15 protein-coding genes and 1 pseudogene are annotated in these 20767 nt (G+C 62.4%); 5 read left to right on the top strand and 11 right to left on the bottom strand.

Annotation, left to right across the window (positions count from 1 at the left end):
• Positions 1-9: 9 nt before the first annotated feature.
• Genes KK488_RS00410 through KK488_RS00395 form a run of 4 tightly spaced genes read right to left on the bottom strand, consistent with a single transcriptional unit; the run spans position 10 to position 4942 of the window.
• A complete protein-coding gene (locus KK488_RS00410) occupies positions 10-1326 on the bottom strand; it encodes a malonyl-CoA decarboxylase (RefSeq protein WP_214621167.1) in 1317 nt (438 codons plus the stop codon).
• 32 nt (positions 1327-1358) lie between these two features.
• Positions 1359-2330, bottom strand: coding sequence for a thioredoxin-disulfide reductase (trxB, locus tag KK488_RS00405; protein ID WP_214621166.1), 972 nt, complete (start codon positions 2328-2330; stop codon positions 1359-1361).
• Complete coding sequence (locus KK488_RS00400; protein ID WP_214621165.1) at positions 2327-3262, bottom strand: NAD(P)/FAD-dependent oxidoreductase; 936 nt, start codon at positions 3260-3262, stop codon at positions 2327-2329. Before KK488_RS00400 ends, trxB begins: the two co-directional genes overlap by 4 nt.
• A gap of 3 nt (positions 3263-3265) precedes the next feature.
• Positions 3266-4942 carry a UGSC family (seleno)protein gene (locus KK488_RS00395; RefSeq protein ID WP_214621164.1) on the bottom strand — a complete coding sequence of 559 codons (1677 nt, stop codon included), beginning with the start codon at positions 4940-4942 and terminating at the stop codon, positions 3266-3268.
• 157 nt (positions 4943-5099) lie between these two features.
• Here KK488_RS00395 and KK488_RS00390 point away from each other — a divergent pair, with 157 nt between their 5' ends.
• Positions 5100-5609 carry a MarR family winged helix-turn-helix transcriptional regulator gene (locus tag KK488_RS00390; protein WP_214621163.1) on the top strand — a complete coding sequence of 170 codons (510 nt, stop codon included), beginning with the start codon at positions 5100-5102 and terminating at the stop codon, positions 5607-5609.
• Between the two features lie 63 nt (positions 5610-5672).
• Here the strand turns inward: KK488_RS00390 and KK488_RS00385 are convergent, their stop codons facing one another.
• The 5 genes from KK488_RS00385 to KK488_RS00365 form a co-directional block, all read right to left on the bottom strand.
• On the bottom strand, positions 5673-8510 hold the full coding sequence (locus tag KK488_RS00385; protein ID WP_214621162.1) for a TonB-dependent receptor domain-containing protein: 2838 nt from the start codon (positions 8508-8510) through the stop codon (positions 5673-5675).
• A gap of 148 nt (positions 8511-8658) precedes the next feature.
• The gene (locus KK488_RS00380) at positions 8659-9951 is read right to left on the bottom strand and encodes an MFS transporter (RefSeq protein ID WP_284732107.1); all 1293 of its coding nucleotides are present in this window, start codon (positions 9949-9951) and stop codon (positions 8659-8661) included.
• Positions 9952-10888: 937 nt separating this feature from the next.
• Positions 10889-11314: a nuclear transport factor 2 family protein gene (locus KK488_RS00375; RefSeq protein ID WP_214621160.1), complete on the bottom strand. Its 426-nt coding sequence runs from the start codon at positions 11312-11314 to the stop codon at positions 10889-10891.
• A 91-nt stretch (positions 11315-11405) separates the two neighbouring features.
• Positions 11406-12752 (bottom strand): spinster family MFS transporter, encoded by a 1347-nt coding sequence (locus KK488_RS00370; protein WP_214621159.1) that lies wholly within the window; start codon positions 12750-12752, stop codon positions 11406-11408.
• A 237-nt stretch (positions 12753-12989) separates the two neighbouring features.
• Positions 12990-15590 carry a TonB-dependent receptor gene (locus KK488_RS00365; RefSeq protein WP_214621158.1) on the bottom strand — a complete coding sequence of 867 codons (2601 nt, stop codon included), beginning with the start codon at positions 15588-15590 and terminating at the stop codon, positions 12990-12992.
• Positions 15591-15934: 344 nt separating this feature from the next.
• Between KK488_RS00365 and KK488_RS00360 the strand changes: the two are divergent.
• Positions 15935-16438: pseudogene (locus tag KK488_RS00360) on the top strand (transposase); the annotation flags it as partial.
• A gap of 100 nt (positions 16439-16538) precedes the next feature.
• On the opposite strand, the gene KK488_RS00355 reads toward KK488_RS00360, so the two are convergent.
• Positions 16539-17888: an ATP-binding protein gene (locus KK488_RS00355; RefSeq protein WP_214621157.1), complete on the bottom strand. Its 1350-nt coding sequence runs from the start codon at positions 17886-17888 to the stop codon at positions 16539-16541.
• Positions 17885-18601 carry a response regulator gene (locus KK488_RS00350; RefSeq protein WP_214621156.1) on the bottom strand — a complete coding sequence of 239 codons (717 nt, stop codon included), beginning with the start codon at positions 18599-18601 and terminating at the stop codon, positions 17885-17887. The genes KK488_RS00355 and KK488_RS00350 overlap by 4 nt, the downstream gene beginning before the upstream one ends.
• Before the next feature lie 159 nt (positions 18602-18760).
• Here KK488_RS00350 and KK488_RS00345 point away from each other — a divergent pair, with 159 nt between their 5' ends.
• Genes KK488_RS00345 through KK488_RS00335 form a run of 3 tightly spaced genes read left to right on the top strand, consistent with a single transcriptional unit; the run spans position 18761 to position 20602 of the window.
• Positions 18761-19246: a hypothetical protein gene (locus KK488_RS00345; protein ID WP_349356831.1), complete on the top strand. Its 486-nt coding sequence runs from the start codon at positions 18761-18763 to the stop codon at positions 19244-19246.
• The gene (locus tag KK488_RS00340) at positions 19203-19763 is read left to right on the top strand and encodes an EF-hand domain-containing protein (protein WP_250889953.1); all 561 of its coding nucleotides are present in this window, start codon (positions 19203-19205) and stop codon (positions 19761-19763) included. The genes KK488_RS00345 and KK488_RS00340 overlap by 44 nt, the downstream gene beginning before the upstream one ends.
• Positions 19763-20602 (top strand): sterol desaturase family protein, encoded by an 840-nt coding sequence (locus tag KK488_RS00335; RefSeq protein ID WP_214621155.1) that lies wholly within the window; start codon positions 19763-19765, stop codon positions 20600-20602. Before KK488_RS00340 ends, KK488_RS00335 begins: the two co-directional genes overlap by 1 nt.
• Positions 20603-20767: the final 165 nt, after the last annotated feature.

Raw genomic sequence — 20767 nt, 5'->3', positions numbered from 1 at the left:
CTCTCCTGGTCAGCGGCCTGACAGCCATGGCAGCCGCGACGACGGCTCCTCGCGCGCCTGACGACGCAGCCGCCCGCTGGCTGCGATCGCGCCGCTCTCGGCGAAGGCGAAATGATTGTCGTCGATATGGGCCGGATCGTAGAGATAATTGACCATCATGCCGTGCGACTGTCGCAGACCCTTGGGCGAGACATCGCCCAGCCAGTCGAGCTGCTCGATCCTCGCGCCATTGCCGAGATGGAAGCGGGCGACGGGATCGGCATCGCGTCCGCTCGCCATCGTCAGATACCGGGCGGCGGCGCGCATCAGCGGCGCCTTGATGCGCGCCTCGCTGGCCGGGTCAAGATGCCAGTCGGGCTCGGCCAGCTGGCCGACAAGGGCAAGATCGGCCGGATCCTGATCCGCCCGCCCGCGCAGCCATCTGGCAAAGCCCGGCATGGGCGAGAGCGTCACCGCCCGGCGCAAGCCCGGCAGTTCCCGCCGCAATCGATCCATGACCTGCTTGATCAGCGGCCCGCCGAATGGCACGCCGCGCAGCGCGTCCTGGCAGTTCGAGATCGAGTAGAAGACCGCCGTATCGGCTTTGTCAGGGTCCAGTGCGACGCGATCGGCCCGCAGGATATGGGCGATACTGATCGGAATACCCCGGGTCAGCGCGACCTCGACGAAGATCAGCGGCTCTGCGTCCATCATCGGGTGAAACAGGCCGTAGCAGCGTCGATCGGCCGGTTCGAGGCGGGCACGCAGCGCCTCCCAGGACTCGATCGGGTGCACGGCCTCATAATGCATGAGCTTGGTCAACACTGCGCCCGAGGTCGACCAGTCCAGCTGGCGCAGGACGAGAAAACCGCCGTTGAACCAGGAACTGAAGAGACGGGAGAAATCACCGTCCAGCGCGGCGAGACCGGGATCATCCCGCGCCATGCCGAGCAAGGCGCCGCGCATCGCGAGCAGCAGCGTCGTGCCATCGGGAACCTCGTTCAGGCGGCGCAGGATTTGCTGGCGCCGCGGCTCGGAGGCGGCGTGGAGATCGGCCAGCCGCTCGGCGCTCCGGTCAGCCTGATAGGCCAGGATGGCGAGGTCGAGCCGCGCCGGATCGGCCGTATAGCGATCGGCCAGCAGCGACAGGAACGCGCGCTTGCCCGCATCGCCGGCGGCGGCGAACCGCGCATGGATCTCGCCCGCCGCGCGCAGCCTGGCGTTGGGCGATGCTGGCGCGAGCAGGCGATCGCACAGGGCTTCGATCGGTTCTGGCAGCTTGTCGGCGCCGAAACTGGCCAGCGCCGCGATCCGGTCATAGAGGTCGCTTGTCCAGGTCTTCAGCATCGCCCCGTCTCCAATATGTGAGACTCAATCCCTCAGGCAGCCACGGATATAGCCGCCTGCGCCAATGTCCGCTCTGCCAGCCACCGTTCCGCCTCCAGCGCCGCCATGCAGCCCATGGCCGCGGACGTGACAGCCTGACGAAAAATCTTGTCGCGCACATCGCCCGCCGCGAACACGCCCGGCGTCGAGGTGGCGGTGGAGTCCGGTGCGGTAAGGATATAGCCTTCCGCGTCGAGGTCGAGTTGCCCCTTGAACAGGGCTGTCGCGGGATCATGGCCGATCGCCACGAACAGGCCATGCACCGGCAAGCGCGTGACGGTGCCGCTGGTCAAATGCTTGAGGTCGATCGCGCCGACGCCCATGCCTTGCTCATCCCCGACAATATCGACGACCGCCGTGTCCCAGATCATCTCGATCTTGGGATGCGCGAAGAGCTTGGCCTGATTGACCTGATCCGCGCGCAGGGCGCCGCGGCGATGGATCAGATAGACTTTCTCGGCGAAGTTGGTGAGGAACAGGGCTTCCTCGACCGCGCTATTGCCGCCGCCGACGACCGCGACTGTCCGGCCGCGATAGAAGAAGCCATCGCAGGTCGCACATGCCGATACACCAAAGCCGCGAAAGCGCTCTTCCGCCTCAAGACCGAGCCATCGCGCCTGCGCGCCGGTCGCCACGATCATGGCGTCGGCGCTGAAGTGGAGACCGCTCTCGGCGCGGGCCTTGAAGGGATATTGTGCGAGATCAACTTCGGTGATCATGTCGGTGATCAGTTCGACACCGATGTGACGCGCCTGGTTCTCCATCCTGGCCATGAGATCGAGACCAAGAACGCTGGTATCGCCCGGCCAGTTCTCGACTTCCGTCGTGATCGTCAACTGTCCGCCGGGCTGCATGCCCTGGACGAGAACCGGCGCCAGCGCTGCCCGCGCGGCATAGATGCCCGCCGTATAGCCGGCAGGGCCCGAGCCGATGATGAGAAGACGACTATGGCGATCGACGGTCATGCCGCAACCTCCCCCACCGATGCGATCTGGCGAATATGACGGACGGCGGCGGCCGCGGCAGAGGCGCCGTCCCCGGCGGCGCTCGCCAGCAGCGCCCGCGCGCCGCTGCGCAAATCGCCAGCGACGAAGAGACCGGGGACCGCAGTCTGAAAATCGCGATCGGCAATGATCGCGCCGGCATCATCGGTTTCGACGAGGCCCGCGACGATGGCGCTGTTCGGGATCAGGCCGACATAGACGAATAGTCCGGCTGCCGGTTCTTCCGAGCGTCCGCCGGGACCATCGACGATGATATGCTCGACTTCCTGTGTGCCTCCGACGGCCGCGATGCGGGCTTCCGGCAGGATGCGCACATTGGGGAGCGCGCTGACCCGCTCGACCGTCAACCGCTGGGCGCGCGGTTTGGCGCTTTCGTGGACGATCACCACGTCCTTCGCGATCCCGGCAAGGACTTCCGCTTCGTCGAAGGCGGAGTCCCCGCCGCCCGCGACCACAACCGTCTTGCCCCGAAAGAAGTGGCCATCGCAGGACGCGCAATGCGAGACGCCCCGCCCCTCCAGATCGGCCTCGCCCGGTACATCGAGCGCGCGGCGCCGCGATCCCATCGCCAGAATGACGGCGCGTGCTTCCAGCGTCGTTTCGGCGCAGCGGACGACGAAGCCGTTCGCGGACGGATCGATGCCCTCGACCGTATCGAGCAGGAAGTCGACGCCAACGTCAGCGCCTTGCTGTTGGAGCAATGGCCCCAGCTCATAGCCGCCAATCCCGTCGGGGAATCCCGGAAAATTGCGGATCTTGTCGACGGTGGCGATCTGGCCGCCGGGCGCGAGCTGCTCGACCACGAGCACCTGCAGGCCGTCGGCCGCTGCCACCGCTGCCGCTGTCAGGCCGGCCGTTCCGGCGCCCACCACCACGAGATCGACTGATGTCATGGCTCAGCGCCAGTCATCGACGAGGACGCTCCCGCGATAGCCCGTCCCCATGATCTGCCAGTAGCCATTGCTCTCGCCGCCAACCACGACGACGTTGATCTGCTTCTTGCGGAACATCGGGATCAGTTCGTCCGGCGCCGCATCGAGATAGCTCGCCAGCGGTTCGTCACCCATGGTTGCGTTCGGGTAGATATAATTCTGGACGAGTTGCATGTCCCAATAGCGCGCGGCCGGCATCTGCGCCGTGTCGTGGACGAAATCGATCAGCTTGTCCTTGGTGTCGAAACCGCCCCTTTCGACGAACTGGCGCGCGGTAATCGGATCGAGCAGCAACACCGGAGGGCCGACCGTGTCGACGGCGAGCAGCATGTCGCGGACATGCTCGCGCCAATAGGTCTCCCGCAAACCGAGACCGAAGGAGGTGGAGCGGCATCCGAAGAAAATGCTGACGACGCTATCATCGGCATCGAAGCCCTTCTGCACATGCAGCGGCTCCCAGGGGCTGCGCTCCTCATTCTCGGCGAAGGTGATGCTGCTGTAATTATAGGCATTGCCGATCGAGCCCATATAGGTCTCGCCGGGCACCGAGCCGCCCTGCAGATTTTGCGACAGAAGCCCATAGGCACGGCCGATGGTCGCATTGGCATGATTATAGGGGCCCATCGCGCCGATGCCGCTGTTCATGCCGATCTGATTGCGAACCGGGCCATTGACGACAACCATGGCCGAGCCGGAACTGGAGGTGCTGCTGCGCGCCGTCACGCCGGACGCTGCCAGGGCCAGAATGACAGGGAAATATTCCGGCTTCGCACCCGCCATCACGGCGTTCACGGCGACCTTCTCGACCGTATATTCCCATTTGCCGCGATTGGCGGTGGGCTCCATCCGGCCAACGACTTCGTCGGGCTTGCGGCTGGTGCCCGCGAGCATGGCCGCGACGCGCGCCTCGGTCGGAAGCACGATCGGCAGCTTGTCGGTCCAGTTATTGGTCAGGAACAATTCGTGGAGCGCGTCCTCCGTATCCGGCTCAAGCAGGCGCGGCGTCGATCGCGGCGCAGGCTTCCTGCTTGCTTCGGGCGCAGGCAGGCCGATGGTCAGCGCATCGATGATTTCGCGCATCACGGCGATGCCGCTGACCGGGTCGAGACCTTCGACATAGCCGCGTAATTCCTCAGCCGTTCGCCCCATCACCGGCTGCGGCACGAACACGGTCGGCGCATCCTGCAGGCCAGCCATGCGCGTGACCGACCGCACCACCTTGTCGAACTTGTCGGTGTGAATGGCGACCGTCGGGATGCTGTATTTGGTTTCGAGGGTCACGCCATGGGTCGCGACGGCCGGGGCGCAGGTGCTGCAATGGCCGACGCCGAGGATCGCGGCATGCCCGTTCGCCTTGATGTCCGCCCAGAGTTCGGGATCGTCGCGGCCGTAAGTGCCTTTCAGGGACACCAGCCGAACCGTTACCGAGGGCATCTTCGCTTCGAACCAGGCTGCAACCTGCTTGAGCAGCTCGAGGGAGTCATCGAAGCGGCTGTCGATGAGGTAGATGGTCTTGCCGTCCAGCGTCTCCAGGCGCGGCGCGAGTTGCTTCGCGCTGATCGCGGGAGGATAGCCCGTGGGATTCAGGACGACGATCTTGCCCTCGTCAATGGCGGTGCGGGTGGCCACGGCAGTGTTCATGGAAATCCTTTCCCTCGCGAGGGCAAGCGCCTGCAGCGCTATTGATCATTTAAAAAATAAGTTGAAAAAAAATGATTGTCAACGAGATGATTTTTGACAGGCAGATAAGTTTTGCCATTTCGCGACGGTCATCCTAGATCGGACACCGGAGTGACGCATGGCAGCAGAAGACCCAGTGACGGTCAGCGAACAGCGGGAAACGACGGGCGACCAGCAGCTCAAATCGGGGCTCATGGCAAATCGCCTCTCGTTTCGGCTACGCGGCCTTCTGACATTGCTCGGCGAACGGGTGACGGCGGCCTTCGCGCCATATGGGATGCGCTCCGGCACATTCACCACCATGGCCCTGATTGCTGCCAATCCGGGCTGTTCGCAGATTGATCTCGCCCGCGTCGGTGGTCTCGATCGCTCGCTGCTCGTGGCGATCGTCGATGAACTCGAACGGCGAGGCCTCGCCATTCGCGCGCGCTCGTCGGTCGATCGGCGGCGCAGTTCGCTATATCTGACCCCGGCAGGCGAGACGCTGATGAACGAAATGTTCGTCGAGGCGATGAAAACCGAAACCTCCATTCGCGCTGCCTTCTCGCCGGGCGAGATGGCCCAGTTCTTCGAATTTCTCGAGCGGGCATACCAGATTCTCGCCACTGAAGACCAGCGGGACGATTGATCTGCCACGTGCGTCAGGAGCCGTGACGCCGCCGATGCCGGACCGGCGGCGTCTGACCAATCGTCAGTGGCGGACACGTACGCCGGCCTGGAACGAGCGGCCGATCGTGTCGAAGAGTGCGGGATTGGTCGATGTCGATCCCGGCGAGATCGGCGGATCCTGATTGAACAGATTGCCGACGAAGCCATAGAGCTCGAACTGCGTCCGCGCGCCACTCTCGACCGCCACCGAAATGCCCAGATTGGTATAGAAGCGCCCGGACACGCGATTGGTCGAGATGCTGTTGGTCAGCGTGTTGGCATAGCCCGCATCCTCCGGACCGATCAAAGTCGGATCATAGATGCCCTTGGGGATGTAGCGATTCTCGATCGTGGTCTTGACCGGGCCGGTCTGGATCGTCGTCGTCGAGGTCACGCTCCAGCGCGGGATGCCGGTCGCGCCCAGATTCTGCATGCCGGTCTGACCGGCACGATTTATCGCGCCGACCGAGTCCACGGTGATGAGATCCTTGTTGTAAGTGCCCAATATGTTGAAATCGACACTGCTCTTGCTGCCCAGCTGAACCCGGTAAGCCAGTTCCGCGTCAACGCCGCGCGCAATCAGCTGATTGAGGTTGAGCGAGAAGGCACGCACCTCGGTGATGACATTGTCAGGTCCTTGGGTGATCAGGCTGCAATAGTCGGTTGCGTTCTGGAGCTGACAACGATCGACGATCGTCTGCGCGCTGATCGTCGAGATGGCACCGTTCAGCGAGATATCGAACCAGTCGACCGACAGGCGAAGTGGCTTCAATATGCCTTCGCCGCCGGGGGTCAGGACGACGCCTGCCGTCCATGTCTTGGCGATCTCCGGGACAAGGTTGGGGTTGCCACCCGTCCGCACGCGCGCGATCGTCGAGATATTGGTGCGGCGGTCGACCACATTGCCCGGCGTCGCGCCGCCCGGGTTGAAGAGTTCCTGCGCGTTGGGGGCACGAATGTCGCGCGAGCGCGTCACGCGGAAGCGGATGCCGTCGATCGGCTCGTAAACCAGTCCGGCCTTCCAGGTCGTGACCGTGCCGCTCGTGCTATAGTCGGTGACGCGTGCGGCGGCGTTTAGTTCGATCAGCTTGGCGAAGGACATGTCCTTGGCGAGCGGCAGCAGACCCTCGACATAGCCTTCCTTGGTGATGATGCGGCCGCTGTATCGGGCGCCATTGCCATATTGCCAGCCCAGCGCCTGGCCGATCGCGTCGGCATCGGTCTTGGTCGTGTCGCGGCGATATTCCAGGCCCGCGGCGACTGCGAGCGGTCCCGCCCACAGATCGACGAGGTTGCCACGGATGTTCACGGCGGCGACATGCTGCCGCAACTTCTGCGTCTGCCATGGCGAGCCGAAGGCATAGTTGAACGCCGCCTGGCTGAAATTTCCGCTGCCGAAGAGGTTGAGCGGCACGCAGCCATTGGTGGGATTCGTGAGCGTCGAGCGACACATCGGTCCGTTCGGGCCCATCACGGCATCGAGCGCCAGCGGGAAATTGGCGAGATTCTTGATGTTGTAGCTGTTCACCCGATAATCGCTGGCACCATATTGATAATAGGCATCCCAACGCCATGAGCCGCCCAGGGAGCCCTGAAGGCCGCTCGCGATGCGGAAGGTCGTGGCCTTGCCCCGTGCGGCCGTGGGATCGATATCCTGGCTGCCGAGGATGAACGAACCCAACCGCCCGAACACGAACGATGAGACGTTGTTGGCCGCAAGCTGGGCCTTGAGCGGGGCTGGGATGAAGGGATTGGCCGCGTTGATGGTGAGGGCGCGCTCGAACAGCGCGGCGCCGCGGTTCTGCGCCTCGCTTTGCCCGTAGGAAGCCGTAACCACGGCCTTGATGCTGTCGGTCACGTCATATTCAAGATTGGCAAACAGGCTGTAGCGCTGCACCGGAATCTTGAGATATGGAACGGCAAGGCGCCAGTTGCTGCCATAGCCTTCGCCGCCAATCATCGTCTCGACTCCCGGCGTCGCGCCATATTGGAACGGCGTCGCGCGCACGGAGCCATCGGGATTGAAGGTGATACCACGCAGCGCATTGGGGCTGTTGATGATGCCGGTCTGGGTCATCGTCGCCGCGCGCACGCCGGGCGTCCAGATGCTCGCCGGCAGGCCATTGGTGCGGAAGGCCGTGTTCTGGAAGATGCCCCATTCGGCGGAGCACCAGTCGCGCGTATAACAGCCCCCGGCCGCACCGTCATCGGACCACTCGCCCGCCACGACAATATGTCCGCGGCCGCCGGCGAATCCGGTCCCGGCCGCGAGCGATGCCTGCCGCGTATTGGCATCGCCAATCTGCGACGTGCCGGCCTGTACCTGGGCGCGGAACCCATCCAGCTTGCTGTCGAGAATGATATTGACGACACCGGCGACGGCGTCCGACCCGTAGGCCGCGGACGCGCCGCCTGTCACGATCTCCACCCGTTTGACGAGCAGGGCGGGAATGAGATTGGCGTCGACCGAGCCCAGAATTGAGCTGGGAACGAAGCGTTTCCCGTCGACCAGCAAAAGTGTCCGGCTTGCACCAAGACCACGCAAGTCGAGATAGCGCGCGCCCAGATTGCCGCCCGAACCCGTGCTGGAGAGAGCGGTCGTCGGCGCAGTCGCCATCCGGAAGGCGGGCAGCCGGTTCATGACATCGCCGAGATTGGTTGCTGCGAGCGCGGTGATCCTGTCCTCGCCCAAAACAGTGACGGGCGTCGGCGCCTTGAAGCCACCAGCGAGCCGCGAACCGGTCACCACAATCGCCTCATCGCCGGCAGTTCCTGCCTCGCCGGCTTGTTCGGCAGCCGCGCCGGCCGTCTCCTGCGCGAAAGCAGCCTGCGGCAAGGCTGTCACCCAGGCACATGCAACGGCACTTGCCGACAGGCTCATATATACCTTCATACGAAGACCATTCATTCGTGGCATGAGCATCTCTCTCTCCCAAAGCTGACGTCGCAAAACAGGCCCCGGTCGTTTGCCGGCGGTTGCCTAAAGTGATTCACCGGTCGATCGACTGCCGGCGCTCAGCCCGCCGGTCTCAGCCAGGCGATTCCAGATCGAAGCGGCGGACCGCCTCGCCATAAGGTTTCATTGCGAGCCAGGTCAGCAACACGCCGATCGGGCCGACGATGGCGACGAAGAGCGCCATTGCGTAGCGCAGCATATTCTCGTCTTCGAAAACGAAATCGGTGATGAGGGCGATGGCCGTCGGCCCGAGCCCCCCGCCGATCACGCTGATGCTGAACAGATAAACGGCGTTGATCTGCCCCCGCATTTCGTTGGGCGTAATGATCTGGAAGGCCGAATTCTGGCCGGGGGCCGCCATCGACGCCGCCACGGATGCGAGAAACCCCATACCGAAGGCCATCCAGGGGTTTGGCATCAGCGGCATTGCAATCGCCAGGGGCAGAGCGACCACATGCGATAGGAAGACCACGCGCAGCATCGCGTCATTGCGGCCTTGGCGCACGAAATGTTCCGCGATGAACGCGCCGATTCCCAAGCCAATCGGCGTCGAGATCAACATCATCGTACCGAGCAGCGGTCCGACAACTTCGGGCCCCCAGCCAAAGCTGCGCTCGAAAAAGGCCGGCCGCCAGACGATCATCCCGAACGATTCGATCGATGCGATCGCGATGCTGAGCAAAAGCGGCAGATAGATGCGCCAGTTCGAGCCGAAAAATTTAACGACATCCTTGATCGGGACGCTGCCTCTCACCTTGCGCCCGCGACGGACAGGCTCCTTGATGGTGAGCAGCATCAGGAGCGCCAGCAACAGGCCGGGAAAGCCACAGAGCAGGAAGACGGCATGCCATTCCTTGATGACAATGCCGGCGGGCAACTCGATGGGCGGCATGCCCGCCAGCCAGGCGATGAGAAAGCCGCCGATGATCAGCGCGCCACCCTGGCCGGCATTGATGCCAAGCTGATAGATGGCGAAGGCGCGGGGCATATGATGGCGGGGGACGATGTCCGAGATCATCGACATCGAGCAGGGGCCCTTCACTGACTCGCCCCCGCCGACGAGGCCGCGCGCGGCAAATAACTGCCAGAAGCTTTGCGCGAGGCCACATAGGGCCGTCGCGCAGCTCCAGATTGCCAGTGCGCTCGTCAGGATGATCTTGCGGTTGCCTGCGTCGGCGACGCGAGCCATTGGCAGGCCGCACAGCATGTAGAAGAAGGAGAAAGCGAAGCCGACCAGCAGGCTGACCGATGTGTCTGACAGCGCCAGATCAGCCTTGATCGGCTGGACGAGCAGGTTGATGATGCCGCGATCGATGTTCGACATGGTCGAGACCAGAGCGATAAGCACGACCGAGTACCAGACCATCCATCCCGCCCCCCGAGAGGAGGCAGTTTCCGGTTCACTGGCCGATCCAGCATCTGCTTCGGTTATTGCGCTCATCCACCCCTATCCGTTGCGCAGAATATCATTTTCTTCCAGACCAGATGGATCAAAATGAATTGTTCTGCAATTCATTTTTTTTAAGATGATTTTTTATGAGTTCTATTGTTTGGCTCGGTGCCGTCGGCCCTGGCTCGCCTCTATGCCAGCTTCGCGGGGAGATCAGCATGGTGCGGCAGTTGAGGCACCTGGCAAGCGTGACGGCGCTCTGGACCGGCGGGAAAGCGTGGCTGTCAGGTAAGATCGCTCTGCGACGTCGCACTCTTTGGTGGCCACGGCCGGCTGGCCGAAGCCTTCGAGGATTCGTCGGGCAAAGGCGGTATTGTCAACCGGAAGCTGATGGCCCGGAACGATGGCATTGGCCCCGAAGCGGGCGGTCGGCGCATAGCCGGGCTTGACCGTTACTCGCGCACATCGAAATAGCATGCACAGTGCGCCCTCGATCGCTTGCTTCGTCGCCCTGTAGGCCGAAGCGAACGGGGAAATCGCCGAGTGTGACGCTCGAGGTCACATTAGACGCGGGGCGAGCTGTGAGGTGTCGCGCTTGGCAGGAGGCGGGATTGCCAGATCTCCTAGCGCCGAGCCTGCAAACCGAAGGCTCACGCCAATCTCCATCACATGAACGAATGGGCGATATCGGGCGTGCAATGTGGCCCTTTGAACGCCCGCTTTTGAGGCATTCCCGGTTCATCTTGCCAAGACACTGCGCCAAGATTTTCGAACCTATACCAAAGTTCTTTTTTCGGAGGAAATGTCGTCACCGCGAGTGAAACCGGCTCAAAATGGTCTCGTGAGGCTGCCCCGGAAAGGCGCCCGCGCTTTTGCCCTCGCACGATTCGGATACGAAGCCGGCCGCGTTTCCCTACTTGGGTGTCGTCGGGCCATTCTTGAAGGGTAGCAACGTGCGGCGTGCGAAGCGCCAGGTGCCGTCTTTTTCGCGCACGATTTCGTCGTCGTAGGTCGCCGCGACGGCGATCGAGAGCTGCCGCGACTCCTGGTCCGGGGTCGTCATGAACATGCAGGCGGAGGTGGAGCGAGCCCGATCCGGTGTCTCAAACCAAATAACCTCGTTGAAGAAGAGGTGGAAATTGGGAACATGGATCGTGTTATTACCGGTCTCATAGCGTTCTCGCATCATCGCGCCTGCTTCCGGCCCGATGGAGGCGTTTTCAAGCGTTCCGTAGCGGCCGTCGGCGCCAAATAATTTGCCAAAGGCGTCAAAATCTCGCCGGTCGAGGGCGGCGCCATATTCCATGAGCAGATTGTGGATCGCAACGCGATCCGCCATCTCCGTTGCGTGACTAGTCATTGATGCTCCTTCGCTTGGCTGGAGGGTATCGGTAATCTGCGAGACCGTGCTACGTAGCGGCGATCTTCAGTCATAGTGCACGTCCGAACGGCGGGGTCATTTTCCGGGCCGCCAGATAGAAGTGAAAAGCCGGCCACACCGTGATGATCATCGTGACGATGAGTACAATCTGCGTCGCATCGACCACGGCGCCACGGCACGCGGCGTCAAGCACAGCGGCGGCACCTTTTGGCGCCATGCCGCCAGGACATGCCGCCGCAAAACCGTGGCCGAACCGGTCGGCGGCGATCATGTCACTGGCGATGCCGGCAAGGAGAGGGCCGAAGCTCTGTCCGACCAGACCGATCAGGATACTCACGATTACAGCGGCCTTGGCGCGCCCGCCCGGAGGGATGATGCTGTAAAGCACGGTATAGCAGGGCGCGAGGTAAGTGGCGTTGCACAAGGCGCCGAAGAACAGCCAATAGCCGAGATGGTAGGGGCTGTCCTGTAGGAGCGCCGTCACATAGAATGGCATGGCGATCGACACGCTGATCGCCGGAAACCACAATAGCCAGCGCTGGTCACGCCGTGCCAGACGTTGCGCGAGGATGCCGCCAAACAATGTCGAGAATGACGCGGCGAGCATCATCGAAATGCCGAAGATCATTCCGACCTCGGTGTAGGAGATATGAAACTTGCGCACCAGGAAGGCACCGAGGAAGGTGGCGGTTGGGCTGGTGAAGATGGCGAGGACGGTCATCGCAAAGAGCATGTGCCGCAGCACCTGTGACCCGCACAGCATTGCGGCAACGTCACGAAACGAGCGCGGTTCGGTAAGGCTGGAATCCGGGTCATCGCTGGAATCTGACTGTCCACGTTGCGGCTCCTTGACCACCCACCATGTGGCCAGCGCGACGAGAAGTCCGGGCAAACCCACTACATAGAAAGCAGTGCGCCAACCCCAGTGATCCAGCACGAAACCACCGATAATCGAGCCGGCCAAAGCGCCTGCGGGATAGCCGAGGCCATAAATGGCGAGCGCTTTGGTGCGGTGGCTGGGCGGGAAATAGTCGCTGATCAGCGAATGCGAGGTGGGCAGGCAACCGGCCTCGCCGACGCCGACGCCCATCCGCGCGAGGCAGAGCTGCATGAAGTTAAGGCTCATCCCGCACAGCGCGGTCATGATCGACCAAAAGGCGACGCAGAGGGCGAGGATGTTCACTCGCCTGCCCTGATCCGCGATCCGTGCCATGGGCAGACCGAACAGCATGTACACGGCGCTGAAGGCGAAGCCGGTGAGAAATCCCAGCTCCGTGTCGGATAGCAGCAGTTCCTCCTTGACCGGCTGCGCAAGGATGCCGACGATCGAGCGATCGATCGAACTGAAGAAATAGACCACGAACAGCACGAAGAGCGCGATCTTGGATGTCCGCATGTTTACCGCCGACATATTGGAAGCGACGTGCGCGATATCCCGCCGGCTGCGATAAGCTCGGATACGCTCATCTACCCACTCCTGCCAATATGGCCTTCATTGCGCCCACCCTCCCCCTCTGCGCTTTCGCACCAGATAGCGCTCTCTCCTCGTTCCGCACGCGGGAAAAGGTGCGGCGCTTTCGAACCGCGGTTCTTGCGCTGCGGGCCCAGGACAGGGGAAGTGACAAGATGAACCTCAGAAGTCCTTCCTGATCGTCAGCATCCATTCGCGCGGCGGCGCCACGCGGGTGGAGTAGTTGATGCCGCCAAGTAGCTGGTTCTGATAATGATACCATTTGTTCGCGACATTGGTGACCGAGAAGGTCGCGGTCCAATCGCGCGACGGCGCCTCATACTGCAGCTGGGCGTTCCAGATCGCGTAGGCATCGATCACGAAAGCCGGATCGGGCGCATGGGCATTGGGCGCCGTATCCCATGTCTGTTTCGACACGAAGTTCCAATCGGCACGAGGCGTGAACGTGCCGATCGACGTCTCGATATCGTATGAGATGTTGGCATGCATGTTCAGCTCAGGCTGGCGCAGATTGCCCGGAAAGAGCGATCCGGGTGCAGGCGGCACGATGCTTGTCGTGAACTTGTTATAGCCGCCGGACCAGTCGATGCGCAGGCCGTGGATCGGAATAGCGGTGATCTCGAACTCGATGCCCTTCACCTTTGCCGGGATGCCGACATTGTTGAAGAAGTTGATCGGGTCCGACGTGCCCGGAAATTGCTGGCAGATCGCAACGCCGGCCGCCGTGTTGGCGTTCACGTTGAACCATGTCGCGATCGGACCCGGCTGGTTCTTGCATTCGGTGCCCTGGACCGAGGTCGCTAGCTTCCGGTAGTCCATGTAGAAGGCGGTTATATTGGTGCGAAGCCGGCGGTCCAGCCAGTCAGCTTTGAGGCCAAGCTCGTAGCTGATCAGATCCTCCGCCGAGGTGGGCGAAAGCTGGCGCGCCGTGTTGACGATCGTCGTGAGGCCCGGCGGGCGCGAACCAGACGCAGCCGATGCATAGACCAGGATATCGTCCGTAATCTTGTAATCGGTCGAGATCAGCCAGTCCCAACGGTTCTCGATCGCGCTGATCGGAACAGTGACCGTAACGGCTTGCGGATTGTCGATCGTGATCGCGATGTTGGTGTGCGAATAGCGACCACCACCGGAAACACGCCAGGCATCCGTGATGTTGAAATCGAGATGAGCGAACGCCGACTGCGACTTGTTGATGCCGTGGACGCTGCTCAACTGATAGGTCGTCACGAAACCGATATTGTTGTTCTGATAGCCGTCGGTCTTTACCGCGAAGCCACCAAGAACCCACTGCAGCCTGTCATCAAAGAGCTTGCCGTCGAAGCGCAGCTCGCCTGACCACATCTCATCCAGGTTGATGAAGTGCGACAGGAGCGAACCCAGGGGCGAATTGTCACCATTCTGCGTGAACTCGTTGCGGTAGTCCGTATATCCACCGATCGCCGTCACGTTGACATTGTCGGAAAGAGCGGCCTGCAGCTTGCCAGATACCAACGTGTGATGCGCAGTCTTGCCCTGATCATAACACAGGCCGACTGGGAAGTCGGATGGGAAGCCGGCAGTGCCGACTTTGCCGGACTTGTCGAGGAGCGGACGGCACATCGTACCGTAAGTGTCGTAGATGCCTCCATTGCGCATCGGCACGACAAAACGATTGTCCTGCAATACGCCAAACGCCTTGTAGGCTGCGAGGTAATAGACTTGGTTGCTTGCCGGTGCCGGGCATGGCTGCTGGCCAATGCCGGCAGGGTAGCCCGCGACGGGCTGCACACAGGAGGGTTGGAAGCCCAGCGTGACTTCGGGCGTTTCTTCCAGGTCTTCTTCGCGATGGCGTACCGTTAGGAGCAGCGAGACATCGTCCATCGGTTTCCAAAGCAGCTTGACCTGGCCGACCGAGGTCGTGCCGCCACCGGTATGGCCGATGACGCAACCGCGGTTCGCCGAATCCGGCTGGAAATACGGGACTGAGCCCTTGAGAGCCGGCGTGCCGAGCTTGTCCATCATGCAGGAAAAGTCGAGGCGGTTGCCGAAACCGGTTTGGCTGTTGAAATGGCCGAGCATACGCATCGACAGGTTCGGCGTGATGCCGAGGTCGATCGCGCCCGACGCTTCCATATGCTTGCGCACGCCGTAGCCCAGCGAAATGAAGCCCGAGCCGTCACCCTTGGGGTCCTGCGTGAACAGCTTGATCGAGCCGCCGATCGAGGCATTGCCGGACAGCGTGCTTTGAGGACCGCGATTGACCTCGACGCGAACAACGTCAGTGAAGTCGAGATCCGAACCTGCAGTCGTCGAGTGGTAGACATCGTCAGTGTAGATCGCGAGCGCTGGTGGTACTGCTAGACTCGAAGAGGCGCCTTGCTGGACGCCGCGAAGCGAAATGCGCGGCGTGCCGGCGGAGTAGGAGTGGCCCGGCATCGTCTGCAGATTCGGGATAACCGAACCAAGCGTGCCGATGTTGGTGACATTGGCTGCCTTGAGTTGAGTGTCAGTTTGAGCTGAAATCGCCATCGGCGTGTCTTGAACATTCTCGTTCACGAAGCGGGCAGTGACGACAATGTCCTCAAGACCACTTTCGTCCAAGTTCCCACCATTCTGCGACGAAGCCACTCCTTCCTGCGCGAGTGCGGGATAAGAAAATACCGCGAGCGCAGCAAGACTGGTGCTAAGAAGCAGCCCCTTTAAGGCAGGCAAATCACGGGCATGTTTGGGGGTGATCATCCCTTCATCCTCTCCCTGTTCGCCGCCGGTCTCGATCGCCATCAAGGATGGCGGAAGCGGCATGTGAAATTTTCTTACGACGATTTTCGCATTCTAGAACACTTCACACGATAAATATATACATATGCCCGCAGCTTGTCATGTCTGGCAAAATGGCACAGATTCTGTGATGTAATATGGGTGATGCCGGATAATGGATTTCCCATTATCCGGCCCTGTCTCGCGATTTTCGCCTTGGGAGCAGGCAATCCAATTCCGCCTGCCGAGCAGCAGCCTCGCCGAAAATTTATTTATCGTCTTAACCACAGGAGCGACGCCCCCCGTTTTTCCTCCCGATTGATCGAGAGTTTTCCGGCCTTGTGAAGATCATGAGGAAGGAGCTGGAGATGAGGAAGACGAGGTACACGGAAGAGCAGATTGCATTCGCGTTGAAGGCAGCCGAGACGGGGACACGGGCGGCGGAGGTGATCCGCCAATTGGGCGTTTCTGAGCAGACATTCTACCGCTGGAAGAAGATGTATGGCGGGGTTGGCATGGGCGAGCTGCAGCGCCTGAAGCAGCTCGAGGATGAGAACCACAAGATCAAGCAACTGGTCGCGGATCTGAGCCTGGACGAGCATATCCTGCAGGACGTTCCGCCAAAAAAGCTCTGACGCCTGGGCGGCGGCGCGAGATTGTTGCGCGTGTCCCGGCGTCCTACGGTGTGAGCGAGCGGCGCAGTTGTCTGGCGCTGGGCGTGGATCGGTCATCAATGCGCTATGTATCGCATCGGCCGACCATATGTATCGCATCGGCCGACCATATGTATCGCATCGGCCGACCAGATGCCGCTGATGCTGCGCATCCACGACCTGGCTACGACGCGGATGCGCAACGGCTACTTCAGGATTGGGCCTCCTAGACTCATAATTTAGTACGATGAACGCGCGTCAGCTTTCGGGCCTGGCAATTTGATCTGGGAACGTCAGGGAAATTGGCAGCACCGGCCACCTACGAGACGAGGGAATAACGCACGGTCACGAGAAGGCCGTTCGTCGGCCCATTGCTGAAGCTCAGCTGGGCACCGTCGCGTGACGCAAGTGCCCCCACGATAGCAAGCCCCAGGCCGGCACCACCTGCTTGGCGGTTGCGGGAGGGATCGGCGCGGTGGAAGGGTTCACCGAGCCGGGGCAAATGATCCGGTGCCACGCCGGGACCATTGTCGGCGATGACAAGCGAAGCATTCCCCTCCTGAACCGTGAGCTTTACGCGCACCTGCGTGCCGTGGCGCAGGCCATTATCGACGAGATTGCCGAGGATGCGCCGTATCGCGAGCGGACGCGCCCGCACCGGCACCGGCCCGGATGGCAGCTCGACAAGAATCTCGCCGGGTTCGTGGCCGCGCATAGCGATTGCATCGACGACGGCTACCCGCAGATCGACAACCGGAACCTTCTCGCTCTCGCCGGCATCGGCGCGTGCGAGCAGCAGCGTGTCGTCGAGCAGTGCCGCCATCTCATCGAGATCCCGCACCGCCCGCTCGCGATGATCGGCATCCTCGATATAGTCGGCGCGCAGGCGCAGGCGGGTCAGATAGGTGCGCATGTCATGCGCGATGGCGGCAAGCGTGCGCGTCCGCTCGGCCATCAGATCGGCAACGCGCCGCTTCATGTCGTTGAATGCGAGCGCGAGGTCGCGCACTTCGCGGGTGCCCTCGACTGGAAGATCTGGCGCTTCCAGATTTGATCCGAAGCGGCGTACCTCATTTGCAAGCTGGACCACTGGGCGCATCGTCTGACGCATCGCCACGAGCAGGATCGCGAGCAGGATGAGCCCCCCGATCGCACCCAACATGGAGCGGCGGCGCAGATAGCCGCGGATTGCACCCGAGGGTTGGCTGGTGAGAACGAGAGCGCTGCCATCATCCAGGCTGATCGCGACGCGGACGGGGGCGAAGAAGCGGGCCGGTCGCGGGCGCGAGCCGAGCAATGCACCGAGAAACGGCCGCCTGGCATCGACCGCGACGGCATGACCGGGCAACATCGCTGCATAATAATCCCCGAGCCGCACCAAATCCTCGGTGCTGTCATGCGGAGAAGGCCTGACACCCCCCGGCGCTAGGCTGACGCCATAGAGCCCCTGATCGAAGGCATGGATGAGCGCCGGTCGCTCCGCATTCGGCGTACGCTCCATTGCGGCGATCATGGCTGCGACCTCCCTGGGCAGGGGCAGGCCATAGGGCCGCTGCTCGCTGCCGCGCGAAGGCAGGGTGGTGGCGAGCACGATCAGCAGTTGGAAAGCGATGAATCCCGCGAGCAGGATCATGACGACCTGAACCGTAAGCCTTGTCTGCAGCTTCATGCGCGCTCAACCGCAAGGGTGAACTGGTAGCCACCGCCGCGCACGGTCTTGATCAGCGCCTCGCCACCCGGACGCAACGCAAGCTTGCGGCGTAACCTCGAGAGCTGGACGTCGACCGCACGATCTAAAGCGGTGGCGCTGCGGCCACGAGTCCAATCGAGCAGTTGGTCGCGATTGAGCACGCGCTGGGGATGCGTGACCAGGCACAGCAGGAGGTCGAACTCGCCGCCAGTCAGATCCAGCTCCTCGTCGCCGGGATCGGTCACACTGCGGCTGCCCACGTCGATCGTCCAGCGCCCGAAGCGATAGCGCTCGACCGGCAGCGCCGAGACAACGCGCTGGGCATCGCGCGTGCGACGCAGGATAGCGCGCGCACGGGCGACGAGCTCACGGGGATTGAACGGCTTGGGAAGATAATCGTCCGCGCCGATCTCCAGCCCCACGATCCGGTCGATATCGTCACCCTTGGCAGTGACCATCAGCACCGGCACCTCGCCCTTGGTGCGCAGGCGCCGGCAGAGCGAGAGACCGTCCTCACCCGGCAACATCACATCGAGAATTGCGAGATCGATGCGCTGGCGGGCATGGAGTTGATCGAACTCGGCCGTGGTGCCGCAGCCCAGCACAGTGAAGCCCTCGCGCTTCAGCAAGTCGATGACCATCGCGCGTATCTCGCGGTCATCCTCGACGACGGCAATGCAGCTTTCTTCCATGCATCGCACTCCATGCGCGCGTGGCGCTCCTGCGCAAGCCAGACGAAAGCACTGTTACACTTTGTCACCAATCGACATGGGCTCGACGCAACCAACTTACGCTAGCCCTTCATAGCGGCGGCAAGGGGCATGATGCACCTGTGTTCAAAGGAGATTTTCGTGCGCAAGACAATTTCGGGCCTGTCGGCCCTTTCCCTCTGCCTGATTGCCAGCACCCTGCCGGAGGCCGCGCTGGCGCGCGGTCATGGGCATCGGGTGAGCATCCAGGGCGCCTATGGCCATGGCGTCGTCCGCGAACGCGCGGTGACGCGCCAGCCGGGATCGGTCAGTGCCCGACGCGACGTCGACTGGAACAATGGCCGGGGCTATGAGACCAATCGCAGCCGGAGCTGCGCGCCCGGTGCCTGCGCAAGCTCGCGTAGTTTCCAGACCAATGACGGGCGCGGCGCCGCCACCGCCCGCTCGACCAGTTGGGGCGACGGCAGCTACGCCCACAGCCGCGTCACCACCACCAATGATGGCCGCAGCCTCAGCCGCACGACCAGTGCTCATGCCAATGGCGACGGTACGGCCGATTATTCGACCACGCTCAACGGTCCCAATGGCGGCAGCCGGACCGTCAGCGGCACCGTCGCGCGCCCGTAATCCCCATCTCATTCAGGCGGCCGCGCCTTTCCCCTCCCGCGCGGTCGCCACCCCACAAGGAAGCACTCCGATGAAGACCCTCACATTTTTCGCTATTTCCTTAGCCGGCATTGCGATCCTTGCCGCTCCTGCCGCGGCCCAGCTTGGCCGGCGCGGCGGTAGTGACCGCTTTGCACAAGCCGATAGCAATGGCGACGGCGTCGTCACGCGCGAGGAGTTCAAGACCTCGCGCTCGGCGCGCTTCAAGCAGATGGACCGCAACGGTGACGGCGCAGTCAGCCGCGACGATTTCGGCCGCATCCTCAAATTTCGCCCCGAGGCCGGACAGCGGCTGGATGACATGCTGGCCGAAGCCGACGCCAATCATGACGGCAGCCTGACCCGCGCCGAGCTCGATCATGCACCGATGCCGCTCTTCGACCGTGCCGATACCAATGGCGACAGCCGGGTCGACGCACAGGAGCGTGCGGCGGCAAAGGAACTTACCGACAACCTCCGCGCGAAGGCGAAGCGCTGATGGAGTTGTTCGCCCGCTCGCCTTACTGGCTCGCGACCCTCCTCCTGCTGGTGATCGTTGAGCTGATCTGGCGGCTGCGCACGAAGCGCGGCTATGACGGGCGGGCTGCTCTGGCCAGCATCGGCCTTTTGCTCGGCAATGTACCTTTTGCGCTGCTTAACGGCGCGATCATCGGTAGCGTCGCGCTTGGCGTCGCGGCGTTGGCGCCCGTGCAATGGCCGCTCTACGACTGGCGGAGCTGGGTCGCGGGTTTCCTCGCCTTCGAGTTCGCTTATTATTGGTTCCATCGTGCCAACCATCGCATGCGCTGGCTCTGGGCATCGCACCGCGTCCACCATAGTTCCGAGCAGCTGACCCTACTTGCCTCGATACGGCTGGGCTGGACCAATGGCATTTCCTTCGGCTGGGCCTTCTACTTGCCGCTGCTGATCGCAGGCTGCCCGCCGGTCATGGTCGCGGTCCTGCGCGCCTTCGATCTTCGTTACCAGTTCTTCCTGCACACCGAGGCGGTCGGAAAGCTCGGCCTATTCGAATGGGTGCTCAACACGCCGTCGCACCATCGTGTGCATCATGCCTCGAACGAGGGCTATATCGACCGAAACTATGGTGGGGTGCTGATCCTGTTCGATCGGCTGTTTGGTACTTTTGCTGCCGAACGAGCGGACGAGCCGCCGCGCTATGGGCTCATCGGGCACGAAACCTCGCACAATCCGATCCACATCTCCTTCGAGGAATGGCGGCTGATGCTGCGAGACGCCTGCCGGACCCGTAGATTGCGTGAGAAGATTGCCGTCCTGGTCGCGCCGCCCGACGCCCGGCCGGTGACAGGAGATGCATAATGCTGAGTCCCGAGTTCTCGCGAAATTGAGATCTCCGACCTTCTTTGAACCCTTCGGGCTACTCGAAGCTAGAAGGCTCCTTTACGCTGCTCCAGGCGTAAAGGAGCCGTGCGACCCTGAATCCGATGGTCTGTATGCGAGTGAGGACCAGGGCTTTTGGAGCGA

Source organism: Sphingobium nicotianae (assembly GCF_018603885.1).
Taxonomy (GTDB): domain Bacteria; phylum Pseudomonadota; class Alphaproteobacteria; order Sphingomonadales; family Sphingomonadaceae; genus Sphingobium; species Sphingobium nicotianae.
This window is presented reverse-complemented; position numbering and strand designations above follow the sequence as displayed.

What these genes read in the sequence shown, in the direction of transcription:
- KK488_RS00410 (WP_214621167.1), bottom strand. Translation starts at nt 1,326, where the DNA reads ATGCTGAAGACCTGGACAAGCGACCTCTATGACCGGATCGCGGCGCTG.
- trxB (WP_214621166.1), bottom strand. Translation starts at nt 2,330, where the DNA reads ATGACCGTCGATCGCCATAGTCGTCTTCTCATCATCGGCTCGGGCCCT.
- KK488_RS00400 (WP_214621165.1), bottom strand. Translation starts at nt 3,262, where the DNA reads ATGACATCAGTCGATCTCGTGGTGGTGGGCGCCGGAACGGCCGGCCTG.
- KK488_RS00395 (WP_214621164.1), bottom strand. Translation starts at nt 4,942, where the DNA reads ATGAACACTGCCGTGGCCACCCGCACCGCCATTGACGAGGGCAAGATC.
- KK488_RS00390 (WP_214621163.1), top strand. Translation starts at nt 5,100, where the DNA reads ATGGCAGCAGAAGACCCAGTGACGGTCAGCGAACAGCGGGAAACGACG.
- KK488_RS00385 (WP_214621162.1), bottom strand. Translation starts at nt 8,510, where the DNA reads ATGAGCCTGTCGGCAAGTGCCGTTGCATGTGCCTGGGTGACAGCCTTG.
- KK488_RS00380 (WP_284732107.1), bottom strand. Translation starts at nt 9,951, where the DNA reads ATGGTCTGGTACTCGGTCGTGCTTATCGCTCTGGTCTCGACCATGTCG.
- KK488_RS00375 (WP_214621160.1), bottom strand. Translation starts at nt 11,314, where the DNA reads ATGGCGGATCGCGTTGCGATCCACAATCTGCTCATGGAATATGGCGCC.
- KK488_RS00370 (WP_214621159.1), bottom strand. Translation starts at nt 12,752, where the DNA reads ATGCGGACATCCAAGATCGCGCTCTTCGTGCTGTTCGTGGTCTATTTC.
- KK488_RS00365 (WP_214621158.1), bottom strand. Translation starts at nt 15,590, where the DNA reads ATGGCGATCGAGACCGGCGGCGAACAGGGAGAGGATGAAGGGATGATC.
- KK488_RS00355 (WP_214621157.1), bottom strand. Translation starts at nt 17,888, where the DNA reads ATGAAGCTGCAGACAAGGCTTACGGTTCAGGTCGTCATGATCCTGCTC.
- KK488_RS00350 (WP_214621156.1), bottom strand. Translation starts at nt 18,601, where the DNA reads ATGGAAGAAAGCTGCATTGCCGTCGTCGAGGATGACCGCGAGATACGC.
- KK488_RS00340 (WP_250889953.1), top strand. Translation starts at nt 19,203, where the DNA reads ATGGCGGCAGCCGGACCGTCAGCGGCACCGTCGCGCGCCCGTAATCCC.
- KK488_RS00335 (WP_214621155.1), top strand. Translation starts at nt 19,763, where the DNA reads ATGGAGTTGTTCGCCCGCTCGCCTTACTGGCTCGCGACCCTCCTCCTG.